General features: G+C 65.8%; 16 protein-coding genes. 7 read left to right on the top strand and 9 right to left on the bottom strand.

What is annotated here, in order from left to right; translation table 11 throughout:
* Positions 1-72: 72 nt before the first annotated feature.
* Complete coding sequence (locus HNQ70_RS12375) at positions 73-1,314, bottom strand: sensor histidine kinase (protein WP_183967942.1); 1,242 nt, start codon at positions 1,312-1,314, stop codon at positions 73-75.
* 642 nt (positions 1,315-1,956) lie between these two features.
* Between HNQ70_RS12375 and HNQ70_RS12370 the strand changes: the two genes are divergently transcribed.
* On the top strand, positions 1,957-2,730 hold the full coding sequence (locus HNQ70_RS12370) for an N-acyl amino acid synthase FeeM domain-containing protein (protein WP_183967939.1): 774 nt from the start codon (positions 1,957-1,959) through the stop codon (positions 2,728-2,730).
* A gap of 24 nt (positions 2,731-2,754) precedes the next feature.
* Here the strand turns inward: HNQ70_RS12370 and HNQ70_RS20650 are convergent, their stop codons facing one another.
* Positions 2,755-3,093 carry a methyltransferase family protein gene (locus tag HNQ70_RS20650; RefSeq protein WP_425504366.1) on the bottom strand — a complete coding sequence of 113 codons (339 nt, stop codon included), beginning with the start codon at positions 3,091-3,093 and terminating at the stop codon, positions 2,755-2,757.
* Positions 3,094-3,834: 741 nt separating this feature from the next.
* Between HNQ70_RS20650 and HNQ70_RS12360 the strand changes: the two genes are divergently transcribed.
* The 3 genes from HNQ70_RS12360 to HNQ70_RS12350 all read left to right on the top strand — a co-directional run bounded on the left by HNQ70_RS12360 (position 3,835) and on the right by HNQ70_RS12350 (position 9,766).
* Positions 3,835-6,495 carry a putative bifunctional diguanylate cyclase/phosphodiesterase gene (locus HNQ70_RS12360; RefSeq protein WP_183967935.1) on the top strand — a complete coding sequence of 887 codons (2,661 nt, stop codon included), beginning with the start codon at positions 3,835-3,837 and terminating at the stop codon, positions 6,493-6,495.
* A gap of 107 nt (positions 6,496-6,602) precedes the next feature.
* Positions 6,603-8,060 (top strand): 3-hydroxyacyl-CoA dehydrogenase family protein, encoded by a 1,458-nt coding sequence (locus tag HNQ70_RS12355; RefSeq protein WP_183967931.1) that lies wholly within the window; start codon positions 6,603-6,605, stop codon positions 8,058-8,060.
* Positions 8,061-8,110: 50 nt separating this feature from the next.
* A complete protein-coding gene (locus HNQ70_RS12350; RefSeq protein WP_183967929.1) occupies positions 8,111-9,766 on the top strand; it encodes an MBL fold metallo-hydrolase in 1,656 nt (551 codons plus the stop codon).
* 91 nt (positions 9,767-9,857) lie between these two features.
* Here HNQ70_RS12350 and pnp read toward each other — a convergent pair whose 3' ends face one another.
* The 6 genes from pnp to HNQ70_RS12320 form a co-directional block, all read right to left on the bottom strand.
* Complete coding sequence (gene pnp / locus HNQ70_RS12345) at positions 9,858-11,984, bottom strand: polyribonucleotide nucleotidyltransferase (RefSeq protein ID WP_183967927.1); 2,127 nt, start codon at positions 11,982-11,984, stop codon at positions 9,858-9,860.
* A 152-nt stretch (positions 11,985-12,136) separates the two neighbouring features.
* Entirely contained in the window at positions 12,137-12,406 is a 270-nt protein-coding gene (gene rpsO / locus HNQ70_RS12340; protein ID WP_183967924.1) for a 30S ribosomal protein S15, read from the bottom strand.
* Between the two features lie 173 nt (positions 12,407-12,579).
* Positions 12,580-14,130, bottom strand: coding sequence for a 2-isopropylmalate synthase (locus HNQ70_RS12335; protein ID WP_183967922.1), 1,551 nt, complete (start codon positions 14,128-14,130; stop codon positions 12,580-12,582).
* A gap of 323 nt (positions 14,131-14,453) precedes the next feature.
* Complete coding sequence (gene dcd, locus HNQ70_RS12330; RefSeq protein WP_183967920.1) at positions 14,454-15,017, bottom strand: dCTP deaminase; 564 nt, start codon at positions 15,015-15,017, stop codon at positions 14,454-14,456.
* Between the two features lie 42 nt (positions 15,018-15,059).
* A complete protein-coding gene (locus tag HNQ70_RS12325; protein ID WP_183967918.1) occupies positions 15,060-15,851 on the bottom strand; it encodes an ATP-binding cassette domain-containing protein in 792 nt (263 codons plus the stop codon).
* Positions 15,852-15,854: 3 nt separating this feature from the next.
* Complete coding sequence (locus tag HNQ70_RS12320) at positions 15,855-16,871, bottom strand: iron chelate uptake ABC transporter family permease subunit (RefSeq protein ID WP_183967916.1); 1,017 nt, start codon at positions 16,869-16,871, stop codon at positions 15,855-15,857.
* A gap of 156 nt (positions 16,872-17,027) precedes the next feature.
* Between HNQ70_RS12320 and modA the strand changes: the two genes are divergently transcribed.
* Genes modA through HNQ70_RS12305 form a run of 3 tightly spaced genes read left to right on the top strand, consistent with a single transcriptional unit; the run spans position 17,028 to position 19,547 of the window.
* Positions 17,028-17,804: a molybdate ABC transporter substrate-binding protein gene (gene modA, locus HNQ70_RS12315; RefSeq protein WP_183967914.1), complete on the top strand. Its 777-nt coding sequence runs from the start codon at positions 17,028-17,030 to the stop codon at positions 17,802-17,804.
* A 1-nt stretch (position 17,805) separates the two neighbouring features.
* Positions 17,806-18,468, top strand: a complete 663-nt coding sequence (modB, locus tag HNQ70_RS12310; protein WP_183967911.1) for a molybdate ABC transporter permease subunit — start codon at positions 17,806-17,808, stop codon at positions 18,466-18,468.
* 5 nt (positions 18,469-18,473) lie between these two features.
* Entirely contained in the window at positions 18,474-19,547 is a 1,074-nt protein-coding gene (locus HNQ70_RS12305; protein WP_183967901.1) for an ABC transporter ATP-binding protein, read from the top strand.
* 17 nt (positions 19,548-19,564) lie between these two features.
* On the opposite strand, the gene apbC is transcribed toward HNQ70_RS12305, so the two are convergent.
* Positions 19,565-20,653, bottom strand: a complete 1,089-nt coding sequence (gene apbC / locus HNQ70_RS12300) for an iron-sulfur cluster carrier protein ApbC (protein ID WP_183967899.1) — start codon at positions 20,651-20,653, stop codon at positions 19,565-19,567.
* Positions 20,654-20,818 lie beyond the last annotated feature (165 nt).

Here is a 20,818-nt window from a genome sequence, read left to right as displayed (position 1 = left end):
CCGCTCACGGACCTCAGGTGAGAACTTCGGTGACTTCTTCATGACTCCATCCTCTCAAAGGTTGGAGCCTCCTCAAAACCCGGGGCGATTCAGGTCGAGCGCCCGCCTGACCAGGAAGAGCCCAAGGCCCAGCCCGCGAGATCGGCTGCGCTCCGCGTTCTGCACCTGGAAGTAAGCCTGCCAGATCGCATCCATGTGCTCGCTGGCGATCCCCATCCCGGTATCGACCACATCGATCCTGCAGCACCCGCCCCTCACCCGCGCCCTCACGACCACACCCCGACCCGGACGCCCCTCGGAGTCGGTGAACTTGAGCGCGTTCGAAACGAGGTTCATCAGCACCCGCCAGAGCGCCGTCGCGTCGCTGGTCACCATGACCCGCTGCGCAGGCAGACGGACCCGCAGTTCGAGCCCCTTGCGCGCCGCCTCCGGCTCGAAAGTCCGCCGGATCTGCTCAAGCAGCGGCCCAATCTCCACCGCCTCGATGCGGATCGGCTCGTTCTGGCTGTCGTACCGCGCCGCGGTGAGCAAATGGTCGAGCGTCGAACCCAGCATCGCGACCGACTCACGAACGTGCCCGAGCTGCTCGTCGGCCAGCGCCAGCTCCCCCTTGCCCAGCTTGTTCCTGAGCACCGAGAGATGCGTCGATGCCGCCATGATCGGCTGCCGCAGATCGTGACTCACCGCGGCCAGGAGGCGAGTCTTCTCGGCATGGGCATCCTCGGCGGCCTGGGCACGCTCGCGGGCGTCAGTTTCGGCGGATTCGGCGCGGCGGCGTTCGAAATAGAGAGCCCGCTCTCGCGCCTCGAAGTGATGGCACACAATCATGCCTACGAAGTTCGAGAACACTATATAAATCAGCGTGCGTAACTCCGCGTTGCCACCGACGACCATGGGGCTCGCGCCAAGAAGAAAGGCCACGCTCACGGACCACCCAACCCCCGCTGCACACCACAGCGGTAGCCGAAGGAACGCGTAGTGGAGGAATAGACCGAATATCAACGCCGGCGACGCGCCGGTTTGGAGCGCTCTCGATCCGTGCGGGCCGAGGAAGAGTAAGTACACCACACCGCCAAGTGCGAGAGCGCTAGCGCCGCCCGCTAGCAGCAGGTAGTGCTGCTGAGCCGACAGCGGCTTAAAGTGATAAATGAGGGCGACAGCGAACAGCATCATCGCCAACACGATTCGAACGATAAGCGCCGACGCCTCGTGCGGCTCTGTGAACCTCGCAACGAAGAAGAAAGCAAGGTAAGCGAACCCACCCGCAGCACCTGCCAGGCGCGCTCCGCTGAGAGCACCCGCACGATACTGCATCAAGAAGGCTCGCTCTTCTGCGTCGTCTAGCTTAACTGCAGAGGATGCGACGAACGGGACGAACATAGCTTTCAGCAAAGACAGATGTAACCCTTCCGGGCCGTGGAAAGGGAATCTTGACCCTCGGCATGAACTCATGCTCCAGCCGCCGGCTGAGAGTTGATTGAGTATAGGACCCGATCTCGACAGAACCGCGCAACATAGGCCGATTGGACGATGCGCGGAACAGCGCGTCGCCATCTCAAGCGAGTAGCGAAGACCTGAACGGCAGCTGATCTGCGGCCCCGTTGGCAAACAGTTACAAGTGCAGCACCGCCACAACAGTTCCTTGCTTCCCCGCCTTGAACGCTGATACTTTCACCGCAACCGACGGCCCTGTCCCGACGCCCATCATCGCTCGCCCCGACTGGCCTTCGGGCTGGGGGCGCAACAGTGCAGAAACCGCCGGTTTTCCGTCATAGCCCCCATCGCGAGGGAAGACCTTGCCGGCCAACCGACAGTTCCACAGGCACGCAAGCCCCGATCGAAAGCTGCTTTCCGCGATACTCGTCTTGAGTTGCGAACGCCCGCACCACTAGACGCGCAGACGGCGGCGAGCAATCGACAAGGCCTCTTTGAACAGCTAGATACCGACGGACCTCAATGCTCCACGTCGCCCCCCCAGCAAGCCCCAAATCACACTCGCAGAAGAACAGCCCGCAGGCGCCCAAGCGCGTTGACCTACCGTTTACAGTTCGGATCGTACGCACCGACGAGCAACTGGAAAGGGCTGTCCGAATCCGTGCAGAAGCCTACGGTCGCCATATCCCGACACTCGGAGAAATTCTGGAAGTTCCGGAGATCGTAGACCGCGACCCGAACGCCATTGTTTTTCTCGCAGAGGCAAAGAACGACGGGGAAGCGCTGGGCACCATTCGCATTGAAACTAATTTCAGCTCCCCTATACGCCTAGAAACGTCCGTCGACCTGCCAGAAATCTTCCGGGGCCGTCCTCTAGCCGGTGTATCTCGCTTAGCGGTCAAAGCTGGTTCTAGAGGAAGACTCGTAAAACTTGCGCTGTTCAAGGCTCTACATCGATACTGCCTGGCGAAACAGGTGGAATGGATTTTGATCGGCGCGAGACCCCCGCTTGATCAAACATATATAGATTTGGGCTTCGTCGACGTATTCTCTGACGGTCAATTGATCCCGCTCGCAACAGCAGCAGGCGTACATCACCGAATTCTATGTTTTGAGGTATTTACTGCGGAACGGCGCTGGCACGGATTGTCTCATCCGTTGTATTTGTTCATGGGACAACGATTCCATCCAGATATCGAAATCTTTTCTTCTGTCAACAATATGTGGGCACGCCCAAGAGAGAGAAGACAGGCGCGCTATGACGGAGACTTGCGTTTGGAATTTCCGTTGGTTTGATCTTCGTCCCAACATCCCCTGCGCCTAAACAAGCCTCGGAAGAAACATCCCAGCCGATCGAGAGTAGTCAATGTAGGCGTCTCGCAGAGCAGAGGACATAATCGAATCCTCTTCGCTCTTCGCCGCCTTATAGTAAATCACACCCATAGTTAGGGCCGGCACAAGAGCCCAAACACTCCATGAGTGAACTGCAAACGCAAGCCAGAACATCATATAAGCAGAATAGAACGGATGACGAATAAATTTATAGGGACCGCTCGTCACAAGGACGCAAGGTGGCCCAGGGGAGAACGCGATCGACGGCCTCAGATCTCCATACGCTCTAGCCGCCCACCAGAAGAGCCCGAGCGCAGTCAAGAACATGAGCACGGCACCTAGCCGAGCGTAATATATTTCAAGATCGAGACTACTTGCGGCAACCAAGACAACCACCAAAACACCAAAAACGCTACCCAAGGGAGCCAGTCCGCCTCGATGTTTCGAAACGCCCTCTGACTTCACAAAGAAATGCCGACGCCCCCAAGAGAAGCTCAGCAAACAACAGACAGTAAGTGTTAACGTGATCGTTTTCATGAACATTTGTGACTCGTGGGTGGACAGCAGGGCGACTAGAGTTTCGAGCAACGGCGGTCTTACCAGCGGTCGATGGCACGGGCACGGGAGACGCCGGACCGCTCTTCTCCACGCACGTACCGCCGGTCGCACGCTCCGCCCCATGCTGCAGACGTTGGGATACGCTTGTTCTGACGCGAACAACAACCAACTTGGCAGAGCGCAGATATGCTTCAGACACTACTGAGGCGAATCATAAAGTATTCAGGAGCCGCTATCTCGGCGCTAGCTATCGCTACCGCTGTCGCTGGCGTTGCCCTCGTCTTCGCGCTGGCCTCGAAACAGGCCGATAAGGAAGCACCACTCGCGGTACCGTTTTCGGTTGCTCATGATCAGAAATCGGCGCTTACCCCCGACGCGACGATGAGGCAACTGGCGTCCGGCGACGGACGAACGGTCGTGGAGCATTCTACGAACCGTTCAGAGCACCCATTCTGGCTCCTAACTGAACCGATCAACGTTAGCAGCCACGCGGATGACCAGAAGCGTCCAATGGTCATCGAGTTGCCTTCTCGTCACATCCAGAATGTTGAGTACTGGATTTTCGACTCTGAACGTCGAGTACTCGACTTCGGCCAAGGCGACCGGGCTACCGGTACTAGCGCGAATCTCCAACGTTCGCGTGCTGGGTTTGTGATCGCGTTACCGCAGCTTTCCGAACCGGTTCGCCTCCTCGTGCGCCTTTCTGCGACGGGACCTGCAAGGCTGTCGCTTGCCATTCAGCCCACAGATCAGCTCGCAGTAGCGAATCAATACTTCGACAGAAGCGGAGGGGTGTTGTTTGGAAGCCTGCTTATGATCGCCGCCTTCAGCGGACTCATCGCACTGCTCGCAAAGGACTTCACATTTTTCCTATTTGGCGCCTGGGTTGTAACTAGTCTTCGGCTCGCTTCGTACTCGGCCGGTTGGGATTTAGGTTGGCTGGGCTACCAAGAAGCAGAAGACTTCCCAATCCTTGTGAAGAACCTTCCGCTTGGGGCATACGCCGTCTTCACGGTCACACTATTTTGGGCAATTTTTCGTCGCGACATAGCGTCCCTTCGTGCAACTCGGATTATCCGGGTTCTAATCGTTCTCTCTCTTGGGTTGCTCGCAGCGGGCGCTCTACTGCCACATCGCACTTTCTTGCCGCTGCTTTGGGTCATAGTTGTTCCAAGTGTGAGCATTCTAATTTGGTTAACAGGTCGGATATTTACTAAGACTGGCTCCAAAGTCGCTGCATGGTATGCGGCCTCATGGTTCGCTACGCTTGCCGGAGCGCTAAGCGAAGTAGCTTTCGCCGCTGGAGTTGTTTCCACCAAGCCTGCCTTACTTGGCAGTCTTGGTGGTTCTATTGTTTCAGCGCTGCTCGCTGGGATCGCTCTCGGTCAAAGAATAAATTCCGAGAAATCAGGAAGAATTGCCGCGCAAGCGAAAACCCTCGGACTTCTCGGGCGCTTTCGAGAAAACTACAACTCAATGCCGGTTGGTCTTTTCAGCGTCGGAACAGGTGGCATTCTTACGCTCTACAACCCTGCTTTTGCAGCGATGTTTGGTATCCAAGGCAATGGAGATGATGCTCCTCGACTGCGCGTTGACACCCTCCTGGGCTTGGGCGCGGAGGCGCGAATGCAAGACGCCGCTACGCGGCGCCATGTCGACGATCTTGAGTTTGAAGTAGCAACGGGGCAACTTCCGACAAGGTGGTTCTTGGCTAGGGTATCCGCGAAGGATGGGTCCATCGAAGGCTCCATTCAGGACATAACCACCCGCAAGGAGGCTGAATCGAGGCTTCGCCACTTGGTGGACCACGATCCGCTCACGGCCCTGCTAAACCGGCGGGGGCTTGAGGAAGCGATGGTCGTGGCTCAGGCCTCCGTCTCTCGCGGGAACACGTGTGCGATAGCGCATGTAGATCTTGATCGCTTTAAGCTGATAAATGACCTTTACGGTCACGCGACGGGAGACACCCTACTTCAGGCGGCCGCCACTCGGTTGGCCTGCGTTGTACGAGGAAGCGACTTCGTCGCTCGAATAGCAGATTCATTCGTCGTCGTGCTGATGGACTGTCCGGAAAACGCGGTGGTACGTCTCACGGAGCGACTGCGCGAATCGATCAGCGAAGAACCCTTCGAGATCCAAGGCAAGATCCTCAACGTAACCGTCAGCATCGGCGTAGTCGCGATCGAGACCACTATGTCCCCCGTGGACGCAATGGCAGCGGCCGATCGCGCGTGCTCCGAGGCCAAGTCGCGCGGGCGCAACTGTGTGGTTCGACTGAACGAGCAGGATGCCACTCTGAAGAGCCACCTGGAGGAACTCAAGATGGTGGCCGACCTCCAGCGGCGCGTCGAGACTGACCGCTACTTCCTGGAGTTCCAGCCCATCGTCTCGCTCCGGTCTGCGCATCAGTCCTTGAGCTACGAGGTGCTGATCCGCATGCGTGCGGAGGATGGCAGTGTGGTGCCCCCGGGCCGGTTCATCGGGGCGGCCGAGCGCAATGGCCTGATGTCGCAGATTGATCGATGGGTGCTTCGCAGCACGCTCGAGTGGCTGGACGCGAATCCCGCGCACCGGGATCGGCTGACGTTCGCGACGATCAACCTGAGCGGCGCTTCGCTCAATGACGCGCGATTCATCAACGACGCCTTCGCGATGATCTCTGAGCACCCGTTGGCCATGACCAAGCTCTGCTTCGAGATCACCGAGAGCGTGGCGCTTCATGACGTGGGCTCGACACGTCGATTCGTCGACAGGGTCCGGGCCTACGGCAGCAAGGTGGCGCTTGACGATTTCGGTGCCGGGTACACGTCCTTCAATTACCTGAAGGAGCTTCCGGCCGACTTCATCAAGATCGACGGGAGCTTCGTCAGGGACATCAACCATGACCCCGCAAATTACGCGATCACCCGCACCATCGTCGACCTCACTCACGAGCTGGGCATGAGCAGCATTGCGGAGTGGGCGGAAACGGCAGACACGGTGGCCTCGCTGATTGAACTCGGCGTCGACTACGGCCAAGGCTTTGGTCTTGCGCGTCCCATGCCGAAGGAACTCGTCACCCAGGCGATTTCATCGGGCATGCTGGTGCGCGATCCCGCGGTCCAGAGCCTGCTGAGCAGCAATGATCGGAAGCTCATCTCGCTGCACGCCGCCTCTCCGCGTCGGCGCTGAGATTCCAGTGGCGCCGGCGCGGCCGCTTGGCGCTTGAAGTTATGATTCCGTGATGCACCGGGGGCCGCGATGGGCCGCCCCCCTGCGACCGCATGCACGGAGAATCGATGAGCAGTTTCCGCTACGAACGGACCGACGACGGCCTGGGCATCATCCTGGCCGACACGACAGGAAGCGGGGTTCGCACGGATGCGACCGACAGCCTCGAGGCAGCGATCAGGCGGCTCCTCGCCGAGGCCGGGTCACTCAAGGCCGTCGTCCTGGCGCCGATCGACGAGACGATTTCAGAAATTGCCTTCGAGCGACTGCTGGGCACAGGGCTGCCCGTCTCCGGGGTGCTCGCCGAGGAGGCAAGTGCAGGGGCGCTTTCCCGTGCGCTGCGTTGCGCACACCTGGTCTGTGTCGAAGCTGCGCGGCTTCGCGTGCAGCCGGGTCCGACGCCACTTCCTTATCTCGACAACGCGACCGGACTCTCGCCCGATGAAGCCAGGGCCGCGGGCCTGGTGGACGAGGTGTCATGCGATCTGGCCAGCGCTAAGGTGGCTGCTCAGCGATGGGCGCGCAGCGCCCCCGCTCATCGTGGGTACGCGGCGCATGCCGACTCCAGCGCCGACGCTCTCGCCGCGCTCGGGCGGCGTGCGTCCCGCATCGCAGCGGGCGTGCGCGCGGTCGGCGGCGACATGAACGCAAGCTTCGCAGGTCGCGTGTTCGGCAGCTTCCTCGTCGAGGGTTTGGCGCTTCTAGGCGAAGGCGTAGCCGCGGACAGCATCGAGCACGCTGCGCTGGATGCGGGACTGGCTTTCGGTCCGCTGGCGGCGCTGGACGAGGCCGGACTGGCGCCAATCGACCACGCGCTGCACATGGCGCTCGACAGTCACGAGCACGGTCACGAGCACGGTCACGAGCACGGTCATGAGCACGAGCACGGGGCTGCGCACGAGCACGCCCATCACGGCCACGGCCACGAGCACGCCCATCACGCCCATCACGCCCATCCCGGCCAGGCCCACGGGCACGATCACGCGCATCACGGGCACAATCACGCGCAGCACGCCCACGCCCACGCCCATCACGAGGGCTGCACCCACGACCACCATCCTCCGGCGGCGCTCGCCCCGCTCGCACTGCCGAAGGCGGCGGTGTACGTCGTCGAGAAGATGGCCCATGGGCTGAAGCGAACCGGGCGTGCGGCCGGCGGCGGCTTCTACGCGTACGAGGACGACGGTGCGGCACGGCTCTGGAGCGGGCTCTCGTCGTTCAGGCGCCGCTCTGCAGCGGTTCCGGCCGTGGACATCCGCGATCGTCTGCTCTTTGTGATGGCGATCGAAGCGCAACGCTGCCTTGGCGCAAGCGACGTGGACTCTGGGCGCGTCGGGGACATCGTGTCGCTCTATGGTTGCGGCTTCCCGCTGGCCACGGGGGGTGTGATCTCCTTTGCTTCGGCTGCCACTGCGACGACGTTCGCCACCCGGGCCGGCGAGCTCGCAGAAAAGTACGGTGAGCGCTTCCTGCCGCCCGGCGACGGCGCTCCCTCGGATTCACACGCCCACGAGCACGCGCACTGAGCGCGGCGCGGGCCGCTCGATCAAGCCTCGAACCCAACAGGCGGAGACAGATGCCGAGACAGGACAAGCAGATCCACGCGTGGAAACAGCCGGTTGCTCCTCGCCCCGCGGCAACGGTGCTGCTTCTGCGAGACGCGGAGGACGGCCTGGAGGTGCTGATGACGCGCCGCTCCGAGAAGGCCACCTTCGTCCCCGGCGCCTACGTGTTCCCCGGCGGGGCGCTCGACCCCGACGACGCGAGCCGGCGCGCCCGGGAGCTTTCGCGCCTGCGCCCCGGGCAGACGGAGGAGGAGCAGCTGACGTTCTCCACGGCGGCCATCAGGGAGGCCTTCGAGGAACTGGGCGTGCTGCTGGCCTACCGACCCGACGGGTCGCTGGCGGTGCACGAGGACGTGATGCGGCTCGATCGCAGCCAGGACGCCGACTTCCTTGGCCAGATGGACGCGGGCGGCTACCGGCTCGCCCTCGACCGCGTCTGGTCGCTGTGTCACTGGACCACCGATCCGGATCTCCCGAAGCGCTTCGACGTGCGCTTCCTGGTCGCGCCGATGCCGGAGGGCCAGGAGCCGGAGTCCGACGATAGCGAGACCTTCGAGCCGGTCTGGATCCGCCCGAAACAGGCTCTGGAGCGGCACGAGCGGGGCGACTTCCTGATGATCTTCCCCACGATCCGCACGCTGCGCCGGCTGGCGCAGATGCCGCAGGTCGAGGCCGTCCTTGACGCGTGCTCCAGTGACCGGCCGCTGTGGGTGTCCGCACCGCGCGGCGCCTGGTACAAGGGCGAGGTCGAACGCTACATGGAGACCGATCCGCCCTACGGAGAACTTCAGCTGGTGGCGCCGGACGGGCAGCTGCTGCACTCGCTCGACTGGGACTACGAAAAACCGGTACGGCTGCTCAGCAACGTGCAGCGGCTGACCTGCCCCAACCCGGGGCGGATGACCGGCGCCGGCACGAACACCTACATCATCGGCGAGCCAGGGGCCTACGCGGTGATCGATCCCGGGCCGATCGAGCCGGCGCACATCGACCGAATCGCTGCGATTGTGGGCAAGGACCTCAAGTACATCCTCTGCACCCATGCGCACCCCGATCATTCTCCGGGCGCGGCGCCGCTCAAGGAGCTTACCGGCGCGCCGATCCTTGGCGCTCCGTCCGGTCCGCACTTCCGCAGCGAATGGCAGTTCACGCCGGATCGAACCCTGGCGCACGGCGAACGCCTGGTGATCGGCGACACCACGCTGAGGGTGATCCACACGCCGGGCCATGCCTCCAACCACCTGTGCTTCCTGCAGGAGGAGGACCGTCTGCTCTACTCGGGGGACCACATCAACAACGGTTCCACGGTCGTGATCGACCCGCCGGACGGCGACATGCATGCCTACCTGAAGGCACTTCATGCGCTGCTGGACGAGCCCATCGACTACATCCTGCCGGCACACGGCTGGGTGCTGGGCTTTGCCCACCAGGCGATCCGGCAGCTGATCGGCCACCGGCTCGGGCGCGAGCGCAAGGCGCTGGAGGCGGTGCGCAGCAGGGGGCCTGCGGACCTGAAGACCCTGCTCCCGGTCGTCTACGACGACGTGGATCCGGTGATGCATCCGGTGGCGGCACGTTCGCTGCTCGCGCACCTGGAGAAGCTGGTGATCGATGGCGCCGTGCGCAAGGATCCCGGCGAGCTCTGGACGATCACGGCAACAGGCTGACGCCTGCGGACCGCCGGGCGGCGCGCGCGCCGCCCCCAATGAAAAAGGCCGGCGCTTCCGCCGGCCTTTCCGCTTGCGACCGAGAGTCCGGTCAGCTCGCCTGGCCCGCCGCGGCGTCGTCCGCTGCAGCAGCCTTCATCGACAGGCGCAGCCTGCCCTTGTCGTCGGCCTCGATGGCCTTGACGCGAACGACCTGGCCTTCCTTTAGGTAGTCGGAGACCAGGTTGACGCGTTCGTTGGCGATCTGCGAGACGTGCAGCAGCCCGTCGCGACCCGGCATCACCTGGACGATGGCGCCGAAATCGAGGATCTTGAGGACCGTGCCCTCGTAGATGCGGCCGATCTCGACCTCGGCCGTGAGGCCCTCGATGATCGACTGGGCCTTCTTCGCCGCGTTGGCGTCGACCGCCGCGATGGTGATCGAGCCGTCGTCCTGGATGTCGATCTGGGTGCCCGTCTGCTCGGTGATCTGGCGGATGGTGGCGCCGCCCTTGCCGATCACGTCGCGGATGCGGTCCGGGTTGATCTTCATCTTGTACATGCGCGGCGCGAAGTCGGAAAGCTCCTCGCGCACGCCGCCGACGGCCTCGCGCATCTTGCCCAGGATATGAATCCGGCCCTCGCGCGCCTGCGCCAGCGCCACCTGCATGATCTCGCGGGTGATGCCCTGGATCTTGATGTCCATCTGCAGCGCGGTGATGCCCTGTTCGGTGCCGGCCACCTTGAAGTCCATGTCGCCGAGGTGATCCTCGTCGCCCAGGATGTCGGTCAGCACCGCGAAGCGGTTGCCTTCCTTGATCAGGCCCATGGCCACGCCGGCCACGTGGGACTTGATCGGCACACCGGCGTCCATCAGCGCCAGGCAGGCGCCGCACACCGAGGCCATCGACGACGAGCCGTTGGACTCGGTGATCTCGGAGACCACGCGCAGCGAGTAGCCGAACTCGTCGGCGCTCGGCAGCAGCGGACGCACCGCGCGCTTGGCGAGGTTGCCGTGACCGATCTCGCGGCGCTTGGGCGCGCCGAAGCGGCCGGTCTCGCCGGTGCAGAACGGCGGGAAGTTGTAGTTGAACATGAAGCGATCACGGTACTCGCCGTTGATCGCGTCGATCATCTGCTCGTCACGCGAGGTGCCCAGCGTGGCAGCCACGATCGCCTGGGTTTCGCCGCGGGTGAACAGCGCGCTGCCGTGCGCGCGCGGCAGGACGCCGGAGCGGATCGCGATCGGACGCACGGTGCGGGTGTCGCGGCCGTCGATGCGGGGCTCGCCCGAAAGGATCTGGTTGCGCACGATGCGCGCCTGCACGTCGAACAGGACGTTGGAGACGTCGTTGCGATCCGGCGCCGCCTGGCCCGCGGCCGCAGCGTCCTCGGCCAGCGTCCTGGTGACAGCAGCCTCGATCTCGCGGATGCGGGTGGTGCGCTCCTGCTTGTTGCGGGTGCCGTAAGCGGCGCGCATGTCGGTCTCGGCGAGCGCGTTGATGCGGGCGATCATCGCCTCATTCTTCTCAGCGCCCTTCCAGTCCCACTCGGGCTTGCCGCCGAGTTCGACCAGTTCGTTGATCGCATCGATCGCCGTCTGCAGCTGCTCGTGGCCGAACATCACCGCGCCCAGCATCACGTCTTCGGCCAGCTCATGCGCCTCGGACTCGACCATCAGCACGGCCTGGTCGGTACCGGCCACGACCAGGTCGAGCTTGCTCGCGTCCATCTGGGTGGTGGTGGGGTTCAGCACGTATTCGCCATCGACATAGCCGACGCGCGCCGCGCCGATCGGGCCGGCGAAGGGGATGCCAGAGATGGCGAGCGCGGCAGACGCGGCGATCATCGCCGGGATGTCGGCGTCGATCTCGGGGTTGCTCGACATCACCTGCACGATCACCTGAACTTCGTTGTAGAAGCCCTCGGGGAACAGCGGACGGATCGGACGATCGATCAGGCGGCAGATCAGGATTTCACGCTCGGTGGGACGACCTTCGCGCTTGAAAAAACCGCCGGGGATACGGCCGGCGGCATAGAATTTTTCGACGTAGTCGACCGTGAGCGGGAAGAAATCCTGCCCGGGCTTTGCGGTCTTGGCGGCAACCACGGTGGCCAGCACCACGGTGTCCTCGACATTGATGAGCACAGCGCCGCCGGCCTGACGGGCGATCTCGCCCGTTTCCATCGTCACCGTATGCTGACCCCACGTGAAGGTCTTTTTCGCGATATCAAACACTTTTCCGTCTTCCTTTTACATTGCCCGCGCTATAGGCCCGGCGGCGCGGTTCGCCTGACAGTCATCGACAAATGACAAGAAGCCCGCAAGCGTGCCGCCTGCGGGCTTCTCTTATCAACCCTTGTGGATCGAGTATCGAGCCTGGAGAACGCTCAATTGCGCAGTCCGAGCTTCTCGATCAGTGCCTTGTAGCTGGGCTGGTTGCGCGACTTGAGGTAGTCGAGCAGCTTGCGCCTCCGGCTCACCATCCGCAGCAGGCCGCGGCGGGAATGGTGGTCTTTCTTGTGTTCCTTGAAGTGGCCGGTGAGGTCGTTGATGCGCGCGGTAAGGAGCGCGACCTGCACCTCGGGCGAACCTGTGTCGCCCTGAGCCCGCTGGAAATCGGCGACGATCTTCGCCTTGTCGATGTCTGCAACTGCCATGGTTTCCCTCTGTAGCTACTTGCGGAGCCGCCGGGATGCGGTCCGTGTCGAAAACGCCGGCATTGGAGCCGGCGGCTGGCGCGCACCCAATTGCGGGTGCGAAGCCTTTGAATTATAGGGCATTTCCGGCGCCACGTGCAATCGCGCGCGGCGCCGGGGGCTGCCGGAGGGGCTCAGACGCCCTCGGTCTGCGGGTTCAGCCGGTCGGCGCGGCTGTGCAGCTTGTTGAGCGCGCTGAGGTAGGCCTTCGCCGACGCGACCACGATGTCCGGGTCGGCGCCGATGCCGTTGACGATGCGCCCGGCCTTCGCCAGCCGCACCGTGACCTCGCCCTGGGACTCGGTGCCGGTCGTGATGGCGTTGACCGAGTACAGCATCATCTCGGCGCCTGACTCGACCTTGGCTTCGATGGCCTTGAGCACTGCATCCACCGGACCGTTGCCGTCCGACTTGCTGCTGACCTCCTTGCCGTCGACGGTCATGATGATGCTCGCCTGCGGACGCTCGCCGGTCTCAGAGTGCTGGGACATCGAGACGAGCTGGTAGTGGTCGTTCGCGTCGTGCTGAACCGCCTGGTCGGAGACGAGCGCATGGATGTCCTCGTCGAAGATCTCGGACTTGCCATCGGCGAGGTCCTTGAAGCGCTTGAACGCCGCGTTCACCTCGACCTCGGAGTCGAGCTGGATGCCGAGCTCCTGCAGGCGCTGCTTGAAGGCGTTGCGACCCGAGAGCTTGCCGAGCACGATCTTGTTGGTGGTCCAGCCCACGTCCTCGGCGCGCATGATCTCGTAGGTGTCGCGCGCCTTGATGACGCCGTCCTGGTGGATGCCCGAGGCGTGCGCGAAGGCGTTCGCACCGACCACCGCCTTGTTCGGCTGCACCGGGAAACCGGTGATGGTGGAAACCAGCCGGCTCGAGGCCACGATCTGGGTGGTGTCGACTCCGACGTCGAGATTGAAGTAGTCGCGACGGGTCTTGACCGCCATGACGATCTCTTCGAGCGAAGTGTTGCCGGCTCGCTCGCCGAGTCCGTTGACCGTGCATTCGACCTGCCGCGCGCCCCCGGAGTGCACAGCCGCCAGCGAATTGGCGACCGCCATGCCCAGATCGTTGTGGCAGTGCACGCTCCAGATCGCCTTGTCGGAGTTGGGAATCTTTTCGCGCAGCGTGCGGAAGAACTCCGCGTACAGCTCGGGGACTGCGTAGCCGACGGTGTCGGGCACGTTGATCGTGCGGGCGCCCTCGTCGATGGCGGTCTCGAGCACGCGGCACAGGAAGTCGATGTCCGAGCGGTAACCGTCCTCAGGGGAGAACTCCACGTCATCGACCAGGTTGCGCGCGAAGCGCACCGCGAGGCGCGCCTGCTCATGCACCTGCTCGGGCGTCATCCGCAGCTTGACCTGCATGTGCAGCGGCGAGGTCGCGATGAACGTGTGGATGCGCTTGCGCGGGGCGGCGGCGATGGCGTCGGCGGCCCGCTGGATGTCGCGGTCGTTGGTGCGGGCGAGCGAGCAGACCGTCGATTCCTTGATGGCGCCGGCGATCGCCTTGATCGCCTCGAAATCCCCGTCCGAAGAAGCAGCGAAGCCGGCCTCGATGACATCCACCCGCAGCTTCTCGAGCTGCTTGGCGATCCGCAGCTTTTCTTCGCGGTTCATGGAGGCGCCGGGACTCTGCTCGCCGTCGCGAAGCGTCGTGTCGAAAATGATCAACCTGTCGGACATGGATAACTCCTGATAGGCCTGCCCTTGTGGGGAGGCCAGCTGGGAACCGCGGAGGGAGGGGAAAGGGGGATTTAGCGCGCGGGGCGCAGTAGCAGCGCTGCAAGACGCAGGCTGCCCTTCACCGACAGAAGCGGCGAAGCAGAAAACACAGAAAGCTGAACGGGGCGATCAACCATGAAGGCCAATATAAAGGCTTTGCCCGTGGCCTGCAACCGGGTGCGCGCGCTCGGGAGCACGCTCCGGAACAGGCGACCCGCGGCCGTGCTGGCACCCATGCTGGCGGCCCTGGCGTCCTGCGACGGTCTGCGACGTGCGTCGCCCCGTCAGGTGCGCGGCAGCGTCACGCCCCGCTGGCCCTGGTACTTGCCGCCACGGTCCTTGTACGAGGTTTCGCAGACCTCGTCGGATTCCAGGAACAGCACCTGCGCGCAGCCCTCGCCCGCGTAGATCCTGGCGGGCAGCGGCGTGGTGTTCGAGAACTCGAGGGTGACGTGCCCCTCCCACTCGGGTTCGAGGGGCGTGACGTTGACGATGATGCCGCAGCGTGCGTACGTCGACTTGCCCAGGCAGATGGTGAGGACGCTGCGCGGGATCCGGAAGTACTCGTAGCTGCGGGCCAGCGCAAAGGAGTTCGGGGGAATGATGCAGACCGGTCCCTTGAAGTCCACGAAGGACTTCTCGTCGAAGTTCTTGGGATCGACGATGGTGCTGTTGATGTTGGTGAAGATCTTGAACTCGTCGGCGCAGCGCAGGTCGTAGCCGTAGCTCGACGTGCCGTAGGAGACGATGCGCTGGCCGTTCACTTCCCTCACCTGTCCGGGCTCGTAGGGTTCGATCATTCCCTGGGCCGCCATGCGGCGGATCCACTTGTCGGACTTGATGGTCATGGCGTGTGCGGACTGCTCGGGAAGATGTGGGGAGCCGGCATTCTAGCGCCCGGAGGCGACGAACACCGGGGCGCCGCCGGCGCGCTCGATGCGTTCGATGCCGACGCCGTACACCGCGGAGAGCACTTCGCCCGAGAGGATCTCGGCGGACGTGCCGAACCGGGCGTGGCCGCGGCCGTCGATCGCCAGCACACGGGTCGCCAGCCGCTGCGCGTGATCCGGCTGGTGGGTCGAGAAGACGACCGCAAGGCCGTCGGCTGCGAGGCCTTCGATCCGGGACAGCACACGGTCCTGGTTGCCGAAGTCGAGGCTGGAAGTCGGTTCGTCCAGCAGCAGCACCGCCGCCTGCTGGGCGAGCGCGCGGGCCAGTGCGACCATCTGGCGCTCGCCGCCGGACAGGCGATGCAGGGGGCGGTCGGCCAGGGCGCCGAGCCCGAGCCGCTCGAGCGCGGCTGCGACGGCGAGGCGATCGGCAGCGCCCGGCCCGGCGAAGCGTCCCTTGCGCGCGAGGCGGCCCAGCATCACGTAGTCGGCCGCGGAAAGCTCGAACAGCACCGGCCCCTGCTGGGGCACGAACGCAACGCTGCGGGCCAGGTGGACGGGGGCGAGCGTCCGCAGCGGGCGGCCGGCCCAGAGCACTTCGCCGGACAGGGGCTCGAGCGCGCCGATCAGGGTGCGGAACAGCGTGGTCTTGCCGGCGCCGTTGGGCCCGAGCACCGCGAGGACCTCGCCGGCAGCGAGCGCAGCGCTCCACGGACCGCCGAACGCGGTGCCCGGCTGGCCCCAGACCAGTGCGCGGGCCTCGAAGGCGGCGGATGACGCAGGCGCACTCACGGCTCAGCGTCCGGCGCGCAGGGCCAGCAGGAGGAACAGCACCGGCGCACCGACCAGGGCCATCAGCACGCCCGGCGGAAGCTCGGCGTCGGGCAGGGTCCTGGACAGCGTGTCGACCGCGAGCAGCAGCAGTGCGCCGCACAGCATCGCCGCGGGGAGCAGGCGGGCGAACGCGCCGCCGACCAGCAGGCGCGCCGCGTGCGGCACCACCAGCCCGATCCAGCCGATGACTCCCGCCACCGCGACCGCTGCGGACGCCGCAAGCGTGCAGGCAAGCACCACGGCCGCGCGCAGGCGCCCGGGGCGCACGCCGCTGGTGCGCGCCTCGTCGTCGCCGAGCAGCAGCAGGTCGACGCGCCAACGCAGCAGCGCAAGCAGACCGCCCGACAGCACCGTGGTCACGGCGAGGGCGAGCGCATCCGCGGGCCCGACCCCGGCGAAGCTGCCGAGCAGCCAGAAGGTCATCGCAGGCAACTGGCTGTAAGGGTCCGCCAAGTATTTCACCAGCGCGACCCCGGCGGACAGCACGCTACCGATGGCGACGCCGCCAAGGATCAGCGTGAGCGTCCGGTCGGCTGCCGACAGCCAGCGGGAAGCGAACCAGACCAGCGCGACCGCCGACAGCCCTCCGGCGAAGGCGCAGGCCTGCACTGCAGCGGCCGGCAGGCCCGCGAACATCGCGACCACCGCGCCGAACGCCGCACCGGCGGACACGCCCAGAAGATCCGGCGCGGCCAGCGGATTCCTGAACACCGCCTGCATGCCGGCCCCCGACATCGCCAGCGCGGCGCCGACCAGCGCCGCGCAGGCCACGCGCGGCAGGCGCACCTGCCAGAGCACCGCCTCGGCCTCGGCCGGCAAGCCGTGGCCGGGGCCGCCCGCCGCATGCCAGAGAATGCGCAGCAGGTCGGCCACGCCAAGCCCGTAGCTGCCGAAGCCCGCAGCGAGCAGCAGCGCGACGGGAAGCAGCAGCCAGAGAAACAGGGTGACAGCGCGCCCCCGCCCCGCGCCCGCATTCACGGCGCTGCGCTCCGGGCGCGTGCGCGGCTGGCGCGTGGGCGATGACGGCTGCTCATGGTGGGCGTCATGTTAACCGCTGCCGCCTGCCCCCCATGGGGGGCGGCCAGCGAAGCCTGGGCGCTCCGGTAAGATCGGCCGCTGCCTCCTGGAGGGTTCGTGATCCGTCCGCTGCTCCTGCTCCTGTGCCTCGTGTTCCAGGCGATCCCTGCGCCAGCAGACGCGGGCGGCGCCGGCGCCGTCACTGTCGCCGCAGCCTCGGACCTGAAGTTCGCGCTGGACGAGATCGCGGACGCCTACGCGCGCAGCACCGGGCAGCAGGTGCGGATCGTCTACGGCTCCTCCGGCAACATCGCACGCCAGATCGCCCAGGGCGCGCCCTACGATGTCTTCCTCTCTGCCGACGAGCGCTTCGTCGAAGACCTCGCCCGGCGCGGCCTGACGGTGGACGCAGGCAGCCTGTACGCGATCGGCCGGCTCGTGCTGTTCGCGCCGCAGCCGGGCGCATTCGAGCCTGACGAAGACTTCGCCGGGCTGCGCGCCGCCCTGGCCGCGGGCACCGTGCGCCGCTTCGCGATCGCCAACCCGGAGCACGCTCCCTACGGGCTCGCGGCGCGCCAGGCGCTCGAGCATGCCGGCCTGTGGGAGCCGATCTCGAAGCGCCTGGTGCTGGGCGAAAACGTCGCGCAGGCGGCGCAGTTCGCGGCCGGCGGCAACACCCAGGGCGGCATCTTCGCGCTGTCGCTCGCGATGTCGCCGGCGATCGCTGCACGCGGCCGCTGGGTGCTGCTGCCGGAATCCATGCACGCGCCGCTGCGCCAGCGCATGGTGCTCATGCGACGGGCTTCGTCCGAGGCGCGCGCCTTCCACGACCACCTCCGCCAGCCCGAAGCCCGCGCCATCCTGCGTCGCTTCGGCTTTTCGATTCCGGACTAGCGTGGACTGGTCGGCGCTGCGCCTGTCCTTCGCGCTCGCGCTCGCGACGAGCCTCGTGCTGCTGCCGGTCGGCATCCTTGCCGCCCACGCGCTGGCGCGCTCGCGCTGGCGCTGGCGCTGGCTGGCAGAGGCGGCGCTCACCCTGCCCCTGGTCCTGCCGCCCACCGTCCTCGGCTACTACCTGCTCACCGCGATGGGCGCCGGCTCGGCGCTCGGCCAGGCCTACGCGCGGCTGTTCGACGCGACGCTCGCCTTTTCCTTCGAAGGGCTGGTGCTGGCCTCGGTGATCGCCAACGTGCCCTTCGCGGTGCTGCCGATGCTGCGCGCCTTCGAGGCGCAGGACGAGGAGATCCTGCAGGCGGCACGCCTGAGTGGCATGACGCCGCTGCGTTCCTTCCTCCGGGTGGAGTTGCCGCTGGCCTGGCCCGGCGTGGTGTCGGGCATGGTCATGACCGGTGCGCATACGCTGGGCGAGTTCGGCGTGGTGCTGATGGTCGGCGGCGCGATCCCCGGCGAGACGAAGACGGCGTCGATCGCGATCTACGACCGGGTCCAGGCCTTCGACATGAGCGGCGCCGGAACGATGTCCGCACTGCTGCTCGCCTTCTCGCTGCTGGCGCTGGGCCTGGTCACCCGGCGCAACCGCGCCGCCCGCGGGCGCTGAACGCGATGCTCGACGTCTCACTCACGCAGGTCTTCCCGATCCCCTTGCGGGCGTCGCTGCGCTGCGCGCCCGGCGAACTGCTGGCGGTGGTGGGTCCCTCGGGCGCGGGCAAGTCCACCCTGCTCAAGACGATCGCGGGCCTGCTGCGCGGCGCCAGCGGCACGGTGCGGGTCGGCGAGCACCGCTGGCTGGACAGCGCGGCGGGCATCGACCTGCCCGCACACCGGCGCCGGGTCGGCTTCGTGTTCCAGAGCTATGCGCTGTTCCCGCACATGAGCGTGCTCGGCAACGTGATGGCCGCCGCCGACGGCAGCCGAGAACAGCGCGCCCAGGCCGCACGCGGCGCGCTGGCCGCCGTGCACATCGCCGGCCTGGAGTCGCGCCGGCCGGACCAGCTGTCGGGCGGCCAGCAGCAGCGGGTGGGGCTGGCGCGCGCGCTGGTGCGCCGGCCCGAGGTGCTGCTGCTGGACGAACCGTTCTCGGCGGTGGACCAGATGACCCGCGAACGCCTGTACGAGGAACTGGCCGAGCTGCGCTCGCAGCTGCGGATCCCCACGGTGCTGGTCACCCATTCGATCCCCGAGGCGCAACTGCTCGCGGACTCGATGGTGGTGTTGCACCGGGGCAGCACGCTGCAGTCCGGCGAGCCTGAGGCCGTATACCGGCGCCCGGCCGAGCCGGACGTGGCGCGCCTGATGGGACATCGCAACGTGTTCCCGGCGCAGGCGTTCAGCGATGGCGCGTCGCGCGGCTGGCTGGACTGGAAGGGGATCGAGCTCGCGGTCACGGCACAGGTGACGCCCGGTCCGGCGGCCTTCTGCATCGCCGGCGACGACGTGCGGCTGTTCGAGGGCGATACGAGCGGCCGAGGGAACGTGCTGGAAGCCGTCGTCGAACGCGTGGTGCCGATCGGCGCCACCGTCACGGTGCATGTGCGGGTCGGCAACGGCGAGCGGCTGACGCTGTCGGCGCAGAAGAAGGTGCTGTCCCGACGCGGAATCGGCATCGGCACCACCGTGGGGCTGTCGCTGATGCCCGAAGCGATCCACGTGATGCCCGCGCCGCGGACAGGCGCCTGAAATAGGCGCCGCCCCGGTCAGGTGTTCTGCACGACGATCGACGGGAACTTCGAAGTCATGTCCTTGCCGCGCTCGGCGATGCGCACCGCGACGGCGCGCGCGATCTGCCGGTAGGTCTCGGCGATCGGACCGTCCGGATCGGCCACCACCGTGGGACAGCCGGAATCCGCCTGCTCGCGGATCCGGATGTCGAGCGGCAGGCCGCCGAGGTAGTCGACTCCGTACTGCTGCGCCATCTTCTCGCCGCCGCCCTGGCCGAAGATGTGCTCGACGTGGCCGCAGTTGGAGCACACGTGCATCGCCATGTTCTCGACGATGCCCAGGATGGGGATGCCCACCTTCTCGAACATCTTCAGGCCCTTGCGGGCGTCCAGCAGCGCGATGTCCTGCGGCGTGGTCACGATCACGGCGCCGGTCACCGGCACCTTCTGTGACAGCGTCAGGTGGATGTCGCCGGTGCCCGGCGGCATGTCGATCACCAGGTAGTCGAGGTCGCGCCAGTTGGTCTGGCGCAGCATCTGCTCGAGCGCCTGCGTGACCATCGGCCCGCGCCAGACCATCGGCGTGTCCAGGTCGATCATGAAGCCGATCGAGGCGGCCTGGATGCCGTGCCCCTCCATCGGTTCGATGGTGGTGTTGTCCTTGCTGACCGGCTTGCCCGTGATGCCCAGCATCGTGGGCTGCGAGGGGCCGTAGATGTCGGCATCGAGCATGCCGACGCTGGCGCCTTCGGCGGCCAGGGCGAGCGCGAGGTTGGCGGCAGTGGTGCTCTTGCCCACCCCGCCCTTGCCCGAGGCGACTGCGATGATGTTCTTGACGTTCGGCAGCAGCTTCACGCCGCGCTGGACCGCGTGCGCGACGATCTTCTGGTAGACGTTGACAGTGACCTCGCCCACACCTGGAAGCGCGCGCAGCCGATCGGTGACCATCGCCCGGATCGGGGCGACCTGGCTGCGGGCCGGATAGCCCAGCTCGACCTCGACGCTGACGGCCACGCCGTCGACGCGCACGCGCCGGACGGACTTGCCGGCGACCAGGTCCTTGCCGGTGTTGGGATCGACGATCTCGCTCAATGCGGACTGGACGTCGGCTTCGGAAAACGGCATTGCGGATGGCTCCGGAGAAAGGTTCGACTGGCCCGCAGGCGCGCGGGCCGATGACCGGGTCAGTTTAGCCCGTCCCCGGGACGGGCCCTGAATCCGGTGGCCATGGGCACGATCGGAACGTGGGCATTGGGCCGGCGGCCCAGCAGCGGCGCCCTGCGACGTGCG

The sequence above is a fragment of the Quisquiliibacterium transsilvanicum genome (assembly GCF_014202215.1).
GTDB classification, from domain to species: domain Bacteria; phylum Pseudomonadota; class Gammaproteobacteria; order Burkholderiales; family Burkholderiaceae_E; genus Quisquiliibacterium; species Quisquiliibacterium transsilvanicum.
This window is presented reverse-complemented; position numbering and strand designations above follow the sequence as displayed.